The sequence below is a fragment of the Brevibacterium sp. CSND-B09 genome, assembly GCF_052906525.1.
Map to the genome: position 1 here is coordinate 3,168,349 of NZ_JBREGI010000001.1, position 15,637 is coordinate 3,183,985.

General features: G+C 65.8%; 14 protein-coding genes. 3 read left to right on the top strand and 11 right to left on the bottom strand.

From position 1 onward, the window contains the following. Window positions 1-121 precede the first annotated feature (121 nt). Window positions 122-769 (top strand): deoxyribose-phosphate aldolase, encoded by a 648-nt coding sequence (deoC, locus tag ACU4IU_RS14165; protein ID WP_376906428.1) that lies wholly within the window; start codon window positions 122-124, stop codon window positions 767-769. Window positions 770-839: 70 nt separating this feature from the next. Here the strand turns inward: deoC and ACU4IU_RS14170 are convergent, their stop codons facing one another. From ACU4IU_RS14170 to ACU4IU_RS14180, 3 genes are all read right to left on the bottom strand, one after another. Then, on the bottom strand, window positions 840-1,256 hold the full coding sequence (locus ACU4IU_RS14170) for a hypothetical protein (protein WP_446657096.1): 417 nt from the start codon (window positions 1,254-1,256) through the stop codon (window positions 840-842). 94 nt (window positions 1,257-1,350) lie between these two features. Then, the gene (locus tag ACU4IU_RS14175; protein WP_446657097.1) at window positions 1,351-3,162 is read right to left on the bottom strand and encodes a phospho-sugar mutase; all 1,812 of its coding nucleotides are present in this window, start codon (window positions 3,160-3,162) and stop codon (window positions 1,351-1,353) included. 61 nt (window positions 3,163-3,223) lie between these two features. Beyond that, window positions 3,224-4,033, bottom strand: a complete 810-nt coding sequence (locus tag ACU4IU_RS14180) for a purine-nucleoside phosphorylase (RefSeq protein ID WP_446657098.1) — start codon at window positions 4,031-4,033, stop codon at window positions 3,224-3,226. Between the two features lie 44 nt (window positions 4,034-4,077). Here ACU4IU_RS14180 and ACU4IU_RS14185 point away from each other — a divergent pair, with 44 nt between their 5' ends. Then, entirely contained in the window at window positions 4,078-5,118 is a 1,041-nt protein-coding gene (locus tag ACU4IU_RS14185; protein ID WP_139908653.1) for a GNAT family N-acetyltransferase, read from the top strand. On the opposite strand, the gene ACU4IU_RS14190 is transcribed toward ACU4IU_RS14185, so the two are convergent. The 8 genes from ACU4IU_RS14190 to ACU4IU_RS14225 form a co-directional block, all read right to left on the bottom strand. Next, window positions 5,092-8,862: an FtsK/SpoIIIE domain-containing protein gene (locus tag ACU4IU_RS14190; protein WP_446657099.1), complete on the bottom strand. Its 3,771-nt coding sequence runs from the start codon at window positions 8,860-8,862 to the stop codon at window positions 5,092-5,094. The two genes, ACU4IU_RS14185 and ACU4IU_RS14190, sit on opposite strands and share 27 nt — an antisense overlap. Before the next feature lie 146 nt (window positions 8,863-9,008). Then, window positions 9,009-9,494 (bottom strand): pilus assembly protein TadG-related protein, encoded by a 486-nt coding sequence (locus tag ACU4IU_RS14195; protein WP_446657100.1) that lies wholly within the window; start codon window positions 9,492-9,494, stop codon window positions 9,009-9,011. A gap of 1 nt (window position 9,495) precedes the next feature. Then, the gene (locus tag ACU4IU_RS14200; RefSeq protein WP_446657101.1) at window positions 9,496-9,945 is read right to left on the bottom strand and encodes a hypothetical protein; all 450 of its coding nucleotides are present in this window, start codon (window positions 9,943-9,945) and stop codon (window positions 9,496-9,498) included. Beyond that, on the bottom strand, window positions 9,938-10,336 hold the full coding sequence (locus tag ACU4IU_RS14205; protein ID WP_172170900.1) for a TadE/TadG family type IV pilus assembly protein: 399 nt from the start codon (window positions 10,334-10,336) through the stop codon (window positions 9,938-9,940). The genes ACU4IU_RS14200 and ACU4IU_RS14205 overlap by 8 nt, the downstream gene beginning before the upstream one ends. A gap of 58 nt (window positions 10,337-10,394) precedes the next feature. Next, window positions 10,395-10,673, bottom strand: coding sequence for a hypothetical protein (locus tag ACU4IU_RS14210; protein ID WP_446657102.1), 279 nt, complete (start codon window positions 10,671-10,673; stop codon window positions 10,395-10,397). Between the two features lie 119 nt (window positions 10,674-10,792). Then, a complete protein-coding gene (locus ACU4IU_RS14215; protein WP_446657103.1) occupies window positions 10,793-11,731 on the bottom strand; it encodes a type II secretion system F family protein in 939 nt (312 codons plus the stop codon). Continuing rightward, entirely contained in the window at window positions 11,728-12,702 is a 975-nt protein-coding gene (locus ACU4IU_RS14220) for a type II secretion system F family protein (protein ID WP_446657104.1), read from the bottom strand. The genes ACU4IU_RS14215 and ACU4IU_RS14220 overlap by 4 nt, the downstream gene beginning before the upstream one ends. After that, window positions 12,699-13,922, bottom strand: coding sequence for a CpaF family protein (locus ACU4IU_RS14225; RefSeq protein WP_446657105.1), 1,224 nt, complete (start codon window positions 13,920-13,922; stop codon window positions 12,699-12,701). The genes ACU4IU_RS14220 and ACU4IU_RS14225 overlap by 4 nt, the downstream gene beginning before the upstream one ends. 393 nt (window positions 13,923-14,315) lie before the next feature. Between ACU4IU_RS14225 and prfB the strand changes: the two genes are divergently transcribed. Then, window positions 14,316-15,440 carry a peptide chain release factor 2 gene (gene prfB, locus ACU4IU_RS14230; RefSeq protein ID WP_139908580.1) on the top strand — a complete coding sequence of 375 codons (1,125 nt, stop codon included), beginning with the start codon at window positions 14,316-14,318 and terminating at the stop codon, window positions 15,438-15,440. Window positions 15,441-15,637 lie beyond the last annotated feature (197 nt).

Below are 15,637 nucleotides of genomic sequence, written 5' to 3' on the forward strand. Positions count from 1 at the left end.
CTCTCAGCACTGCCGCGCGGCCGCTGGCCTCGCTACGCTGGACCTGATGACTCTGCGCGGCACCTGCACGCGCAACCATGCACGACCACGCAACCTTGCACGACCACTTCTGGAGGACCGAATGACCAGCCGCACCGATGTCGCGAACATCATCGACCACACCCTGCTCAAGCCCGAAGCGACCCGCGCCGACGTCGATGCCCTCGTGGCGGAGGCGAAGGAGCTGGGCGTGCTCGCGATCTGCGTGTCACCGTCCATGCTGCCGGTCACCGATCCGGGTGAGCTCGTCGTGGCGACCGTCGTCGGGTTCCCCTCCGGCCAGGTGAAGCCGGAGATCAAAGCCGCCGAGGCTGCTCAGGCCGTCGCCGACGGTGCTGCCGAAGTCGACATGGTCATCAACATCGGACAGGCCGTCGCCGGGGACTTCGACGGACTCGAGGCTGATATCCGCGGCGTCGTCGAGGCCAGCGGGGACGCCCTCGTCAAGGTCATCATCGAATCGGCTGCGCTCAACGACGAGCAGATCGTCGAGGCCTGCCGCCGCTCGGAGGCCGCAGGAGCCGGATTCGTCAAGACGTCGACCGGTTTCCACCCGGCCGGAGGCGCCAGCGCTCATGCTGTGTCTCTCATGCGCGAGACCGTGGGCGACCGCCTCGGGGTGAAGGCCTCCGGCGGAATCCGCACCGCCGAAGCAGCCGAAGAGATGATCGCCGCCGGCGCGTCCCGATTGGGCCTCTCCGGCAGCGCCGCAATCCTCAACTCCCTCTAATTACTACCTGACGGCGGCCCAGCTACCTCGCGCGAGGTAGTTGGGCCGCCGTCAGGTAGTTCTGGGAGTGTCAGAGGGCGAGGGCTTTCCGGATCTTAGTGACGGCCTTCTGCGCCGTTCGCTGTTTGATGAGGCCCTCTTTTGCATGGGCCGCGATCCCCAGGGTCGACTCTTTCCGGTCGAGTACGACGATGACGTAGGCCGGATTCATCGACGCGAAGCCTGATCCGATGACACCGCGGATGGTGACGACAGGGTCGTCGGTCGCAGGAGTGTGTGCGGACACCAGCTGAGTCACCTGATTGAGAACGCGTTCGGTCTCATTCGGTGGAACTTCGATGACGGCGTGATGGGTTTCGGTCTTCAGCCGCTTCGCCGACCACTCGGCACCGAGTCGACCGGCACCGAAGACGTTGCTGCTTTCGCCCAGTGATCCCAGCAGGCTGGTCAGAACCGCGTCGACCTCTGGATCGTGAGGAACGTCCATCGTCGCCTCCTTATCACAGCTACTGGCCCTAAATACTACGTGACGGCGGCCCAGCAACCTCGCGCGAGGTTGCTGGGCCGCCGTAAGGTAGTAATTAGAGGGAGAAGAAGTTTTTGAGCTCGGTGCTGATCGAGTTCAGGCGCTCCGTTAGGGCCGGTTTGAGCGAGGCGCTGGCCGAGGCGGTCGGCAGGCGCACTCCGGCGCTGGCCGCAGCACGTGCATCGGCCTCGGCCGCAGCCTGGATTTCCGAGGGTTCGGCGACGACCTCGAGATAGCATTTCAGTTTCGGCTCGGTACCCGAAGGACGCACGATGACCCGCGAGTTCGACTCCGAGAGGAGCAGGATTCCATCGGTCGGCGGCAGCCCCTCATACCCTGCCGACAGGTCGTGGACCTCGGCGACCGGGGAGCCGGCAAGAGCGGCCGGAGGGTTCTCACGCAGCTTCGCCATCGCCGTGCCGATGAGAGAGACATCGTCGAGACGGAAACTCAGCGGAGCGGTGGCGAAGTATCCGTCGCGATTTCGGATGCGATCGAGCTCGGTCTCGATGCTGCTGCCCGCAGCCTTGAGCCGTGAGGCCAGCGCTGCGAACGTCACAGCCGCCGAAATCCCGTCCTTGTCGCGTACGATCATAGGGTCGACGCAGTAGCCGAGTGCTTCTTCGTAGCCGAAGACAAGCCCGAGACTGGCACGAGATATCCACTTGAAACCAGTGAGTGTGTTCACTGCGGCGAAACCGTGGCTCTGAACCGCAGCCGCGAGAGCCCGGGAGGACACGATCGAGTTCGCGAAAACGGCGCCGTCTGAACCGCTTTCTGCGAGTCGGCCGGCGAGGTCCTCACCCAACAGCAGCCCCACCTCGTCGCCGGAGAGCTGACGGTAGCCGATGGCCGCCGACTCATCCGGGATGGCCGCGGAGAATCGGTCGGCATCCGGATCGTTGGCGATGATGAGTTCGGCACCGACCTCACGGGCCAGGGCAAAGGACTCATCGAGTGCGCCGGCTTCCTCCGGGTTCGGGAAGGACACCGTCGGGAAGTCCGGATCCGGTGCCTGCTGGGAGGCCACCGGGTGGAGGTTTGTGAACCCGGTGCGGGTCAGAGCAGCCTCGGCGACTCCGGCACCGACACCATGCAGCGAGGTCAGCACGATCGAGAGTTCCGACTCCGCCCGGACACCCAGATCGTCGATGCGCGACAGATAGTCCTCGACGATCGACTCGTCGAGATGTTCCCACCCGGACTCCGCACGTGACACAGACGTCACGGACTCGACTGCTGAGATCTTTTCGGCGATGAGCGCATCGGCCGGGCTGACGATCTGCGCTCCGGCACCCGCTTCGGCGTCGGCCTCGGATCCGATCGCCTGCAGCGGACGCTGTCCCAGGTAGACCTTGTAGCCGTTGTCAGCCGGTGGGTTGTGGCTGGCCGTGACCATGACTCCGGCATCAGCCCCGCGCTTCAACAGAGCATAAGCGAGCAGCGGGGTCGGCAGCTGCTCGGGCAGCTGAATCGCGACTCCGCCGGCGGCGGTGATGACGGCGGCAGTGTCGGCGGCGAACTCCGCGGACTTGTACCGGGCATCGCACCCGATGACGACTTGGAAGCCCTCACCGACGGTGTCTGCGAGGAATGCGGCCAGTCCGGCGGCGGCACGGATGACGACGGCTCGGTTCATCCGGTTAGGGCCGGCGGCGATCTCGCCGCGCAGACCGGCCGTGCCGAAGACGAGGGGACCGGAGAACCGGTCCTCGAGATCGGCGACCGCCGCCTCGTCGCCGCTCTCGGCCTCGGCGAGGATGTGCTCCAAGGAGATGGCCGTCTGCGGATCAGGGTCGTCGGCGATCCAGGCACGGACCACCTCGGCGTCGAATCCATTCGTGAAGCGGTCGGCTACGCGGGTCATATGAGGTCCTTTGCGAATTCGCGGTGGCGGGGCGGGGGAGCGCGGAGTGGGGCTGGCTGTCTCAGAGCTTCGCGACGATGTCGGCGAGCAGACGGGAGATGCGCGGGGCGGCCGCGGCTCCGGCTTCGATGACCTCTGCATGAGAGAGCGGGGTCTCCTGGATGCCGGCGGCAAGGTTCGTCACCAGCGAAATTCCCATGAGTTCGAGCCCGGACTGACGTGCGGCGATGGCCTCCAACGTCGTCGACATTCCCACCAGATCGGCACCGAGGACCCCGGCCATGCGCACCTCAGCGGGGGTCTCGTAATGAGGTCCGCGGAACTGTGCGTACACGCCCTCGTCGAGCGTCGGGTCGATCTCCTTGGCGATGGCTCGCATCCGCGGGGAGTACAGATCGGTGAGATCGACGAAGTTCGCGCCCTCGATCGGAGAGGTGCCGGTGAGATTGATGTGATCGGAGATGAGCACCGGAGTGCCGGGCCCCCAATTGCGGTTGAGCCCGCCGCACCCGTTCGTCAGCACCAGCGAGGAACAGCCGGCAGCCGCGGCGGTGCGCACACCGTGGGCAACCGCCCGGACACCCTTGCCCTCGTAGTAGTGGGTGCGCGATCCGAGGACGAGCGCATGCTTGCCGCTGGCTTCGATGCGCACCGTGCGCAACGTCGCGCCGTGGCCCTCGACGGTGGGGGCGTGGAATCCGGGGACCTCCGCCGCGGAGATCTCGGCAACGGTCTCGCCGAGGAGGTCCGCCGCCCCGCCCCAACCGGAGCCGAGTACGAGCGCGATGTCATGGGCTTCGATGCCCGCGTTCGCGTTGATGGTCGTGGCCGCGGCGTGCGCGGCGGCGGTAGGATCGCTTAAGTCAGTCATGACGCCAAGATTATCAAGTTCCCCACCGCCCAAGGAGCGAGCACATGCCGATTCGAGAGCTGACCGACGGTGACGATCTGCGCCTGAATGAGGTGTTCGCCGACGCGACCACCCCGGCCGGTCATATGGCCAGGTCCTTGTTCCGTCCGTCCTCGGATTCGCCGTTGATCCGCTCCGTCGTCGCCGAGGTGGTCCCCGACGTTCCCGTCGGAGCCGCCGCGATCGCCGAATCCCCGCTTCACCCCTACCGGGCGTGGGTCCACGTCGAGGTCGCCGCCGAGGAGCAGGGACATGGTCAGGGGCGTGAACTCTTCGACGCAGTGTGCGCGGAGACGCGGGGAACCGCACTCGAGGGCCTCGATCTGCGTGCCCGTGTGCACGCCGGCAGCCCGGGAGAGGGCTTCGCGCAGGCTCTCGGCTTCACCCCACTGACGACGACCCGCGTGATCAAGGTGCCCGCCGGTGCTCTGCCTCCGGCCGGCGGCGGTCGGGCCGAGGACCTCGAGATCGTTGCCACCGGTTCGGTGAAGCTGACGAAGGCATTCCTCGCCTGGTACACCGCCGTCAACCGAGACGATGCCGTCGGCCAGTTGACCATCGGACAGGTGAACAACGTCTTCCTCTCCGAGGCGGCCGGAGCTCATGGTGCCGCACTGCTGAACGGCGCTGCCGGAACCGCCGAGGCGGGTGGACTCAGCGCCTTCGCCGTGTCCTATGCGCGGGAGGCCGATGAGACCGCCGGTGTTCTGCCCTCGGCCGGTGAACCGGGTGCCGGTGCGACCGCCGGCGACGGGACCGCTGTTGTCGACCAGGTCGACGAGGAACCGCCGACCGAGCTCATCCTCGGGTCGATGTTCGAGACTCGCGACGATGCCGCAGACACCACGGGTGAGGACTTCGCCGCGGCCGTCGCCGATGCCGAACTCCTGTTGGCCAGGCTGTCGGTCGACGCCGATGTCGTCATCGAAGTCACGAGCGGAATGCCCGTGATCTCCTCGCTCGCCGATCGACTGCTCGACGCCGGAACCGCCACCGAGCTCTACCGCTACGAGACTCTCTCAGGACCGCCTGCCGACGTCAACTGACTCAGGCTCGACTCCCGTTGGGCTGAAGAGGCGAACAGGGCGAGCCCGGTCCTCGGTGACGAACCAGCCCGTCCCCGGCAGCCCGTCGAGCGGGGCCTGTCGCAGCACTCCGAGCCCGGTGAGATCTTGCCTGGTATGCGCACCGAGCACGAGAAGCGGTCCGAGACTCTGTGCCTTCGCCAGAGAGGAACCATAGCCGGGAGTGAACCGTGTCGGCACAGTGAGCACATGGAAGCGTCCGTCGAGCAGATCCCAGTCGGCTGGTTCCGATTCCATGTGCACATCGTCGTGGACAGAGACCCCGCCGAGGCGGCCCAGGTACGTCGCGAATCCGGTCTTGCCGCTCTGCGGAGAACCGCGAACGGTGAGCACCGAACCGTCTCGCCGCGGATCCCACACCACGAGGTCGTCGAAAGCATCAACGCCGACCCGGATGCAGCCCGGCATGCCGCTGAAGGGTTCCTCGCCCACGCCCACAGATTGGTCAAGCCCCCGCCAGCGTGGAGCGAATCCCTTCCGGGCCTCCGGAATGCCGGGTGATCCGCCGAGGATGCTGGTGCCCGCCTCGGACATCGACGAATCGAATCGTGCCGCATCACCGGGTGCGAACTGCACATCAGCACCGTCCCCGCCGGCGGCCTGCGCGCGGGGACCGCGGATGACGGCGCGGAGATCCGGCCACGAACCGGCGAATCGCTGTCGGCTGAGCCCGACGCTCGTTCCGTCTTCGCCGGCCTCGGGCGGAAAGATGATCTGGGTGGAGAAACGAGAGCTCCTGCTCGTCATATTCCGGCACCCGGCGAGCAGGAACACGAGATCCGATTCGGCACCATGTCCGAGGAGACGTTCGGCCCGTTCGGCCCAGTAGTGGTCGAGCGAGTCGACGAACTCGGCCCAATTGCTGCAGACGATCAGGCTCGGTGGCTGTCGACTCTGCCTCGACCCGGTCGGGGAATCTGTGCTTTCACCGGCGCGCGAGAATCTGCTCGGGCCCCCACTGGCAGAGAGATGGTCGAGCACCGCCTGAATCCGCCAGCCCGAGCTCAATCCGCAGCTGATCTCGGCCCAGTCGAGGACCGCGGCGATCCTGCCGATCGCGATGATCCGCCGGGTCGGAGCGGCCGCTCGTGCCATGGCCGCAAGCACGGATTCCACGGTGTCCGGGCTGCCGCCTGTGAGGATCGTGGAACCATCCACGTCCGGGTCGAATGTCCACATCTGCTGCCGCTGCTGACTGGGAACATCGATGATCCCCGTGACTGCCGGCGCGAATTCACCACCGTCCGTCACCGGTACCGCAGAGGAAGCGGCGAGCTCACCATCAGAATGGGTCAGTGCCCCTGCCGCCCAGGCCGACATCTCTTCAGGTCCCGGCAAGGGAGGCAGCACCACCTGTCGATGAGCCGAAGCGTCCTCGGCCCTGGCGATGTCGTGAGCCGCGGCGATGATGTTGTCGACGTGAACGCCGTGGGCGCCGCTGGCCAGGGACGGAACCGGCCCCGGAACCCAGGGACGAACGCGAGGGCGGAGGGCCGCCTCGGTGTGGGCGTCATGTCCGAAAGGAACCGCCACGCGGAATCGGGTGACGCTGATCCCGGAGTCCAGACAGGCGGCGCCGGGCTTGTCCGCGGGCAGGAACGCACCCGCCTCGGAGCCGATGACGTCGAAGGAATCGGTCTCATCGCGCACTCGCAGGCACACGCGAATGTTGATGTTCGCCTTCATCTGCCCGGTGACGACGCCCATCGGGCGCTGAGTGGCGAGAATGAGGTGGACGCCGAGGGACCGGCCGAGAGCTGTGAGGTGTTCGAGCAGGTCGGCGGCGCGAGGATGAGTGGCCATCAGCGCATGGAACTCGTCGATGACGACGACTAGTCGTGGGGGAGGATCGGCGAGATCGGTGACATCGGCACACCCGTGATCGGCCAACAGCCGCTCTCGATGGGTGATCTCGGCGCGCACGGAGACGAGAGCGCGAAAGGCGAGACCGGAGTCGAAGTCGTCGAGCACACTGTCGGTGTGAGGCAGATCCTGCAGTGGTGAAAACGTGGCCCCACCTTTGAAATCGATGAGGACGAAACGCAGTCGCCGAGGCGGCTGTGCCAAGGCCATCGACAGCAGCCATGTCTGCAGGAGCAGGGATTTTCCGCTGCCCGTGGTGCCGGCGACGAGAGCGTGAGGACCGTCGGAGAACAGATCGACGCCGACGTCACCGACGGTTCCGCGCCCGATCGGCACCGGCCCCGAGGCGGGAGACCGCCACCGCGCTCTGATGGCCCCGGGTGCATCGTCACAGAGCTCGCCGAGACCATGGTCGGGCCAGGTGCGGGGGCCGGTTTCGGCCGAACGGCCACAGTGCAGAGTGACGAATCGCGCGGCCGGCATGAGTGCAGCGACGAGTGCCCGTCCTGGCACCGGGCCACCGGGTGCGGTCGACGAGGTAGTGCGTGCCTGCGCGAGAGAGCCCACCGTCAGCGAGACCGCAGAGCCGGCATGCGGGGCGGTGAGCGTGAGCACGGCGGGGTGAACCGCCTCGTCGAGGGTGATCGAGATGGGATCGTCGATGCCGGCGTCTGGGCGTGACCCTGACCCGACAGTGGTCGATGCGTGGTCGGCGGAGAACCCGGTGCCTGCCAGTTCCGGCAGCAATGAGAGTTCGGGACTCGGTCGCCATCTGAATCGCCGGTCGGCCAACCAGGCGAAGGCCATGGTGCGCAGGACTGCGGGTGTTCCGCTGACGGTGACCGTGGTCGTACGTGGATCGATGCGGACCGGCATATCGGTGCAGACGATCCGACCGTCGATGTGGTCTGTTCCATGCTGCAGCCGTTCGTCGATGGTGATTTCGCTGAAGACCGTCCCGAAACCCAGACACAGACCAGGGGACGAGAAGATCATCTGACGGTGCGACGTCTCCAGGCGGCTCAGCCTGGCCCGCGCCTCGGCCAACGCCTCGTCGCGGTCAAGTCGACATTGCGCGCTGTCGCGAGTGAAACGCTTCTTCTCCACCACGTAGGCGACCCACCCGGAGAGCGGGGCCGAAACGCTGAAGAACAGGAACCACCACATTCCGGTGGCCACGGCCAGCACCACGCCGATGCCGACGGGGATGAGGAACGTCCACCACTGTGGGGGTCTGGCCGGCCGAGGATCGTCGATCGTCTTCGGGGCGATGTGGATGTCATTGCTGTGGTGCAGCGGCGGGGACCGGATCGGCGGAGCCGAACGGGCAGCCGAGGAAGAAGAGCCGGCCGACGAGCCGTCTGCCGTGCCCGGTGCGAGCACAGTCGCACCCAGAGCTGCGGCGGGCCCAGTCCCCGTGGCATCGAGTCGCAGCGGCTGAGGGGCGCGGGAGATGCTGGGGTCGATGATGGTCAGGCAATCAGGGTGGGGCAGTCGAGACAAGCGAGCCCGCCGTGGGTCGAGCGTCAGGGCGAATCCCGCATCCGGTCCTGCCAGGACGGACACGTTCGTCCGCGCGGAGTCGGCACAGTCGTCGGTGGTGCGCAGAACATTCGCCCCAACAACAGTGATGGGATTGAGTCTTTGCCAATGACCCCAGCTGATCGACTCGATTCTGTGATCGTCGAGCCGGTTGCCGGCGGCCAAGTCCTGGGAAGTCAGTTCCGCTCCGAGGGCAGACCGGAAGACCTCGAGGGCCGGTTGGGCTGATTCGGCTTCGATGCTCATGCTCGTGACGGCTCCGTTCGTCTCAATGCGGTGGATGAGTCCCAGGGTTCTCATGCCCACAGACTCACCGCGAGCGCATGGCTTGGGCAAGAGCGAGAATGCGCCCTGTGGATACGCTTTGGGCATCCACAGCCTCAGGATGCGTGAGTGGAGCCTGTGCCCACAGGAATCGGCGTCGAGGTGGAGACGGCTCGGGTTGATCAGTCGAGGCGCAGGGCACCCCGGGCATAAGCGGTGGCGTGGAGGTCGATGAGGCCGGGGACGAACGGCGAGAGCAGCGCCGGCGAGTAGCGGGCTTCGATGCGGATGCGCACCGAATGCGTTCCATCGGCGTCGGCGCTCAACCGCAGATTGCCCATGTCCTTCGGAGTCGGCACCGCGTTGAGGTACCGTCCGGCGGCGCGTTTGGCCGCCGGAGGTGAGAACATGAGACCGGGATCGTCACCGGGAGCCGGTTCGAACGAGTCCGAGGCCGCCAGCGCCGCAGAATCGGCCAGCCCCTGCAGCTCTCGGCGGGCCATGTGCAGGTCGGTCAGGGCGGCGATGAGGAAGGCCAGCAGCAAGGCGATGACGACGAAGCCGATGGCCAGCGGCGTGATCGACCCGGCATCCGAATCATGATCCGATTCGCGGCCGATCTGCGATTCGCGTCCCCGTTCACAGCGGTTCTCTCCCGCGGTCGGCATATCACTGATGTCCTGTGGCGACGACGTCGGTGTGGTTTGCGCGCAATGTGATGTGTGGAGACCGGTCGGAGCCGAAGAGGAGCGGGAACCCGGGCAGTGACACTTTCGTCTCGACTCGAGCGGTGATGAGAGAGCCGGCCTGTCCACAGGGTCCGGCACACGAGTAGGTGATGGAAGTCGGCGCATCACGCAGCCCGAAGTCCGCGAAATGCATTTTCGCGACGGCATGGGCGCGAGCCTCCGAGGGGTTCGCGTCGCGGGCGGCGATACGTGAGGCCGACATCGCCGCCGAGGTGGTCGCATAGCTGGCCGCCTGCAGCTGGGAGAGGGTGAGCATGAGGTAGATGACCGGGATGAGCAGGACGATGGAGGCGAAGATGAACTCGATGACCGCCGTTCCTTCGTCTGCGTCGTCGGTCGCGACTCCCTGGACGAACGCGGGTTCAGTCACGGTCGACGTCCTCGACGATGGATCGTCCGCGCAGGTCCCAGACCTCGGCGGGTCCCCACAGCCCGAGGACGGGCAGCGGGGTCGTCACCCTCACCTCGACGATCTCGACGGCACCGCGCTGTGACGTCGAGACTGTGACCTTCTGGGCATAGCGCTCGCCCACGGACACTCGGATGAGGTCGCGGGTGAGCTTCTGCCCGTCGCGCGGAGTCTGATCGGCCAGGCTCGCCTGCCTCGCCCCTGCGATGGCGGAGTCGATGACAGTGTTGCGGACGTGAATGACGAGACCGATCTGCAGGGCGCCGGCCAGGATGAGGGCCAGCAGCGAGGCGATGAGGGCGAACTCGGCGACGGCGGATCCCGAATCGCTGTGCTCGCCTGCCTCCGTCATCGAGGCAATCCTCCTCCGACTTCCCGGTAGTGTCTCGTCGCCACTGGTCACAGCTGGGTCACCCGGCCCCGCGGACCTTGTTCATCGCGTCTTGGAACATCGAGGTGAAGGCCTCGCCGGCCAGAGCCCACAATGCGACCACTAACCCCGCAGTCATCAGGGTGATGAGGACCCAGCCGGGAACGTCCCCGCGATCGGGACGGTCGACATCGGCGGTGAGGTCCGGGTCGATGCCGGTCTCGGCCACCTCGGTGATGGTGGTTCCACCTCGTGGAGGAGGACCCGGGATGAGCCCGAGCATGAACGGGACGAGGCGGTAGGTGAACTGGCGGAACATCGTGTCTCCTTCATCGGCGAGGTCGAGGGTTCGATCCGCGTGGTCAGTGGTGCGGGACTGGCTGTGGGTGCGGGCGTGGTCAGGGGAGCGGGTGTGGTCGGTGGTGCGGGGTGTGGTCGCTACGGACTGAGGTCGAGGACGGTCAGAGACGGGAAGACGGCGAAGATCACGGTGACGGGAAGCACGAAGACGACAACCGGAACGAGCATCCCGATCTCTTTGCGACCGGACAGTTCCAGCAGCCGTCGTCGGGACTGTTCGCGCACGTCAGCGGCTTGGGATCGGAGCACCTCGGCCAGCGGGGTGCCGCGGGTCATCGACACGGCGAGGCCGTCGACGAACTGGACGATCTCGGGGATGGCGATGCGCGTAGCCATCCCATCGAGCGCATCGACCAACGGTGTCCCAGTGCGAGTGGCGGCCAGGGCTGCGCGGAGTTCGTCGATGAGGTCGCCGGAGCAGGTGCGGCACACGCGTTCGAGAGCCTCCACGATCCCCTCACCGGCGGTGATGGACAGTGCGAGGAGTTCGGCGACAGTGGGGAATTCGGCCAGCACGCGGGATTCGTGGCGGGCGATGGCTTGGCTGAGCCGCCAATCGTTGAAGACGTGCCCGGCAATGCCGCCGCTGATGACGAGGACGACGGTGACGATGGGGGAGAAGCCGCGCTGCGCCGACAGGGCACCGGCCAGACCGCCGGCGACGACCATCCCGACGAGGATGCTCAGCACCTGACTGATGCGGAAGCGCTCGATCGTGGCATTGCCGCCGAGGCGGTCGATGCGCAGCCGCAGAGTCGCATCCGTGGTGATGCGCGACGTCACCCACAGGGTCGAACCGATCAGCCAGGACTTCACCAGTCCCCAGAACCCCTCGGTGCGAGGGGTCGGCGGAACGTAGATGTCGACCAGGGATTCCTGATCCCGCAGATAGGGTGCGATCCGCGACGACAGAGTCGGTCTGCGCAGCGGCGGGAGGGAGAGGACGAAGACACACAGGGCGAAGCCGTTGAAGAGCCCGAGGGCCAGGACCGACAGGGGCTCGCCGAGGGGACTCATGCCGCCCGCCGGTCCGCAGCGTCTTTGTCGTCGGCCGAGAATCCGCCACTCGCGCCGGGGCTGCCCGCGAAACGTCGGTGGGCGGCGCTGAGTGAGGACCCTTCGATGACTCTGGGTTCGGACGGGAGCCGACCGATGCGCTTCATCGCCTGATACGCCAGCAGAGAGACGACGAAGCCCGCCGCCAGGAGAATCAGCCCGGTCCGCGAGTTGTACGCCACGGCCGTTTCGGGTCGCGTGGAGAGGAATGCGAGCACCACCCACGGTGCGGCGACGGCCAGTCGGGCACCATTGACCGTCCATTGCTGCCGGGCGGAGAGCTCGTTGCGGGTGCGGGCATCGTCGCGGACGAACTGAGCCAAGGCTCGGAGCATGGTGCCCAGATCGCTGCCGCCGACCTGCCTGGTGACGCTGAGCGCGACGACGATGCGGTCGGCCACCGGGTCGGCGCTGACTTGCCGAAAGCGCTCCAACGCCAATGCGAACGAACCGCTGGCCCGATATTCCTCGGCGAAGACTTCGAACAGCGGTCGCAGCGGTTCGGGCCCGCGATGAGCCAGAGAGCTCAGTGCTTCAGGCAGGGACAGACCCGCACGGACACCGGAATTGAGATGGTCGAGAGTCTCTGGCCACAGCTCCCGCCGCATCACCTGTCGGCTCCGCGCCCGATGCTGCAGCGCCCGATGCGGCAGCCAGGAGGCGAACAGACCGAAGCACAGCGCGATCGCCCACGATCCGGTGAGCACTGTCGCGACGACCGCAACGACACAGAACGCTGCGACGGAGATGAGCAGCAGGTGGACCGGCCGCAGCCTGGGGAATCCGGCCCCGGTGAGCATGTCATCGAGCTCGCGCACCCACCGCGACTGAGTCCTCTTGCCCTGTGGTCGCCGCCACAGCGACATCCAGATGAGGAACAGTCCTGCCCCGAGGCAGGCACCGATGAGCAGAGCGGACTGGGAATAGCTCACGCTGCCTCCAGAATGGCGTGAAGATCGCGGCCGATGGCCGCAAATCGCTCGCCGAGGTGGCCGAACCCCTGACCGCGAACGAGCTGTCCTCGTGGCGAATGGAAGATCGTGTCGAGTTCGACGACGTCGCCTTCGACTCCGCCCGGCACCGCGCAGATCTCATCGATTCGACGCACTCCAGACGGATCCCTGCGCAGGTGGACGACGATGTCGAGGCTGACTGCGACGGTGGGCACGACGAACGCCGAGGAGATGTTCGCCCCGGCCAAAAGAGGCAGAGTGCAGATCTTCGTGATCGCCGCCCGAGCGGAGTTTGCGTGCAGGGTCGACATTCCGGCCAGACCCGAGTTGAGCGCAATGAGCATGTCGAGGCTTTCGGCTTCTCGGACCTCGCCGACGATGATGCGCGTCGGTCGCATGCGCAGCGCCTCTTTGACCAGGGCGCGGAGGGTGACTTCGCCGGTTCCTTCCAGTGACGGCTGGCGGCACTGCATGGGAACCCAGTCGCGGCTGGGCAGATTGAGTTCGAAGACCTCTTCGCAGGAAATCGTGCGTTCGCGGGCCGGTATCGAGCCGGCCAAGGCGTTGAGCATAGTGGTTTTGCCGGCCTGAGTAGCCCCGGAGACGAGGATATTGGCACCGCACGTCACGGCCGCGTCGAGGAACTCGGCGGCCCCAGGAGTCAGTGAGCCGTGAGCGACGAGATTGGCGAGGTTGCGCGGCCGGGCGATGAACTTGCGGATATTCACGGCCGGGTGGGTGCGAGTGATATCGGGCAGCACGACATGCAGCCGGGACCCGTCGGGCAGAATGGCGTCGACAAACGGCTGGGAGAGGTCGACGCGACGGCCCGAGGTGCGCAGCATCCGCTCGATGAGGTCATCGAGTTCGCCCGAACTCAGCTTCGTCGTCGTCAGCTGGTGGATTCCGTCGACGGCGATGAAGACCTCGCTCGGGGAGTTGACCCAGATCTCTTCGACGTGCGGATCATCGAAATAATCCTGCAGGGCACCGAAACCCGAGAGCTGATTATCGATGTGCCGAAACGTCGCCTCTTTATCCTCGAGCACGGGGAGATCGGCGACGAGGCTGCGTTCGTCGTATTCGGCGATGACGGTGCGAATGAGCTCGCGAGAGCGCTGAATATCGGCGCGGGGATCCACATCGAGATCTCTGATCCGCTTGTGAACCTCGCTGGTGATGACTTCGGTGGCTTCCACTCTGAACCCTTGCCCGATCATTCAATTGACAGCGTGATTTGCTGTTAACCTATCTGTAGTCGAATGAAGAATCTAGTGAATTCCGAAATCTGTGGATAACTGGGAATGAGTTCTGCAAATGCACACGGTGTAGTTTCACGATTGTCATTGCGGGACGTTTTCGTCTTGCGCAAGGGTGGGTTTCGGTCTATATTTTCCTCACCAGTCTTCGTATGAAGCGACGTGAGCCGCGCCGCCGGCGGGATGAATCAGATCTCCCGCCGGCGGCGCTTTTTGGGGCCGGGGCGACTGATCGGGGCTTGCCTCGACCGATCAGCCCTCGATATCTCAACGGTCGACCGCCTCGGCGTCGTTTCATGCTCGGGGGAGGGCATGCACTAGAATCGGATCATTATGGCCTCCACTGATTACTCTTCTGAAATCGCCAACCTCCGCCAGACGTACAAAGCGATTCTCGACGTGTCCGATCTGGACAACCTGCGCGACGAGGTTGCCGAACTCACGGAGCAGGCGTCGTCGCCGACGTTCTGGGACGACCCTGATTCGGCGCAGAAGACCTCGGCCAAGCTCTCGCACAAGCAGGGCACCCTGGAGAAGCTCGAGAAGTTCGGTGAGCGGATCGACGACGCTGAGCTGCTCGTCGAGATGTCCCAGGATGAAGGCGACTCGGACTCGCTCGAAGAAGCCGACCGCGACATCAGAAAGCTGCGCGATCAGCTGGCCGAACTCGAGATCTCGACCCTGCTCAGCCACGAATACGACGAGCGCTCCGCCGTCGTGACCGTGCGGTCGGGTGCCGGCGGCGACGACGCGACCGACTGGGCGCAGATGCTCACCCGCATGTACGTCCGGTGGGCGGAGAACCGCGGATACAAGGTCCAGGAGCTCGACACCTCCTATGCCGAAGGTGCGGGCATCAAGTCCGCGACCATCCAGATCGACGCGCCCTACGCCTACGGCACGTTGTCGGTCGAGGCCGGCACCCACCGTCTCGTGCGCATCAGCCCCTTCGACAACCAGGGCCGCCGCCAGACCTCCTTCGCGGCCGTCGAGGTGGTCCCGCTCATCGAATCGACCGACCATGTCGAGATCGACGAGAACGATCTGCGCATCGACGTCTACCGGTCCTCGGGCCCCGGTGGGCAGTCGGTGAACACGACTGACTCGGCCGTGCGCATCACCCACATCCCCACCGGTGTGGTCGTGAGCATGCAGAACGAGAAGTCCCAGATCCAGAACCGTGAGGCCGCGATGCGTGTCCTCCAGTCGCGACTGCTCGACCTCAAGCGCCAGGAAGAGGCCGCGCAGAAGAAGGAGCTGGCCGGCGATATCAAGGCCAGCTGGGGTGATCAGATGCGCTCCTACGTCACCCATCCGTACCAGATGGTCAAGGACCTGCGCACCGGCTACGAGGTCAACAACCCCTCGGCCGTCTTCGACGGTGACCTCGACGGACTCATCGAGGCCGGCATTCGCTGGCGCAAGGAACAGGAGATGGCCGAAGAGGCCGAGGCCTGATCCTGATTCTTCGGGCAACGGTACCGAACCGTCTCACTCGGTCGATGGCCGACTGAGGGTCGGCCGCCTCGGCGAGGTTTCGACCATCACCGAGGCGACTGTGAACTTCATCAGATCGCAACACACGCCCGGCCGCCTCCGCGAACATCACGGAACTGTTACGTACAGTGGAATCGGCCGAGCCACCCGCAACATGA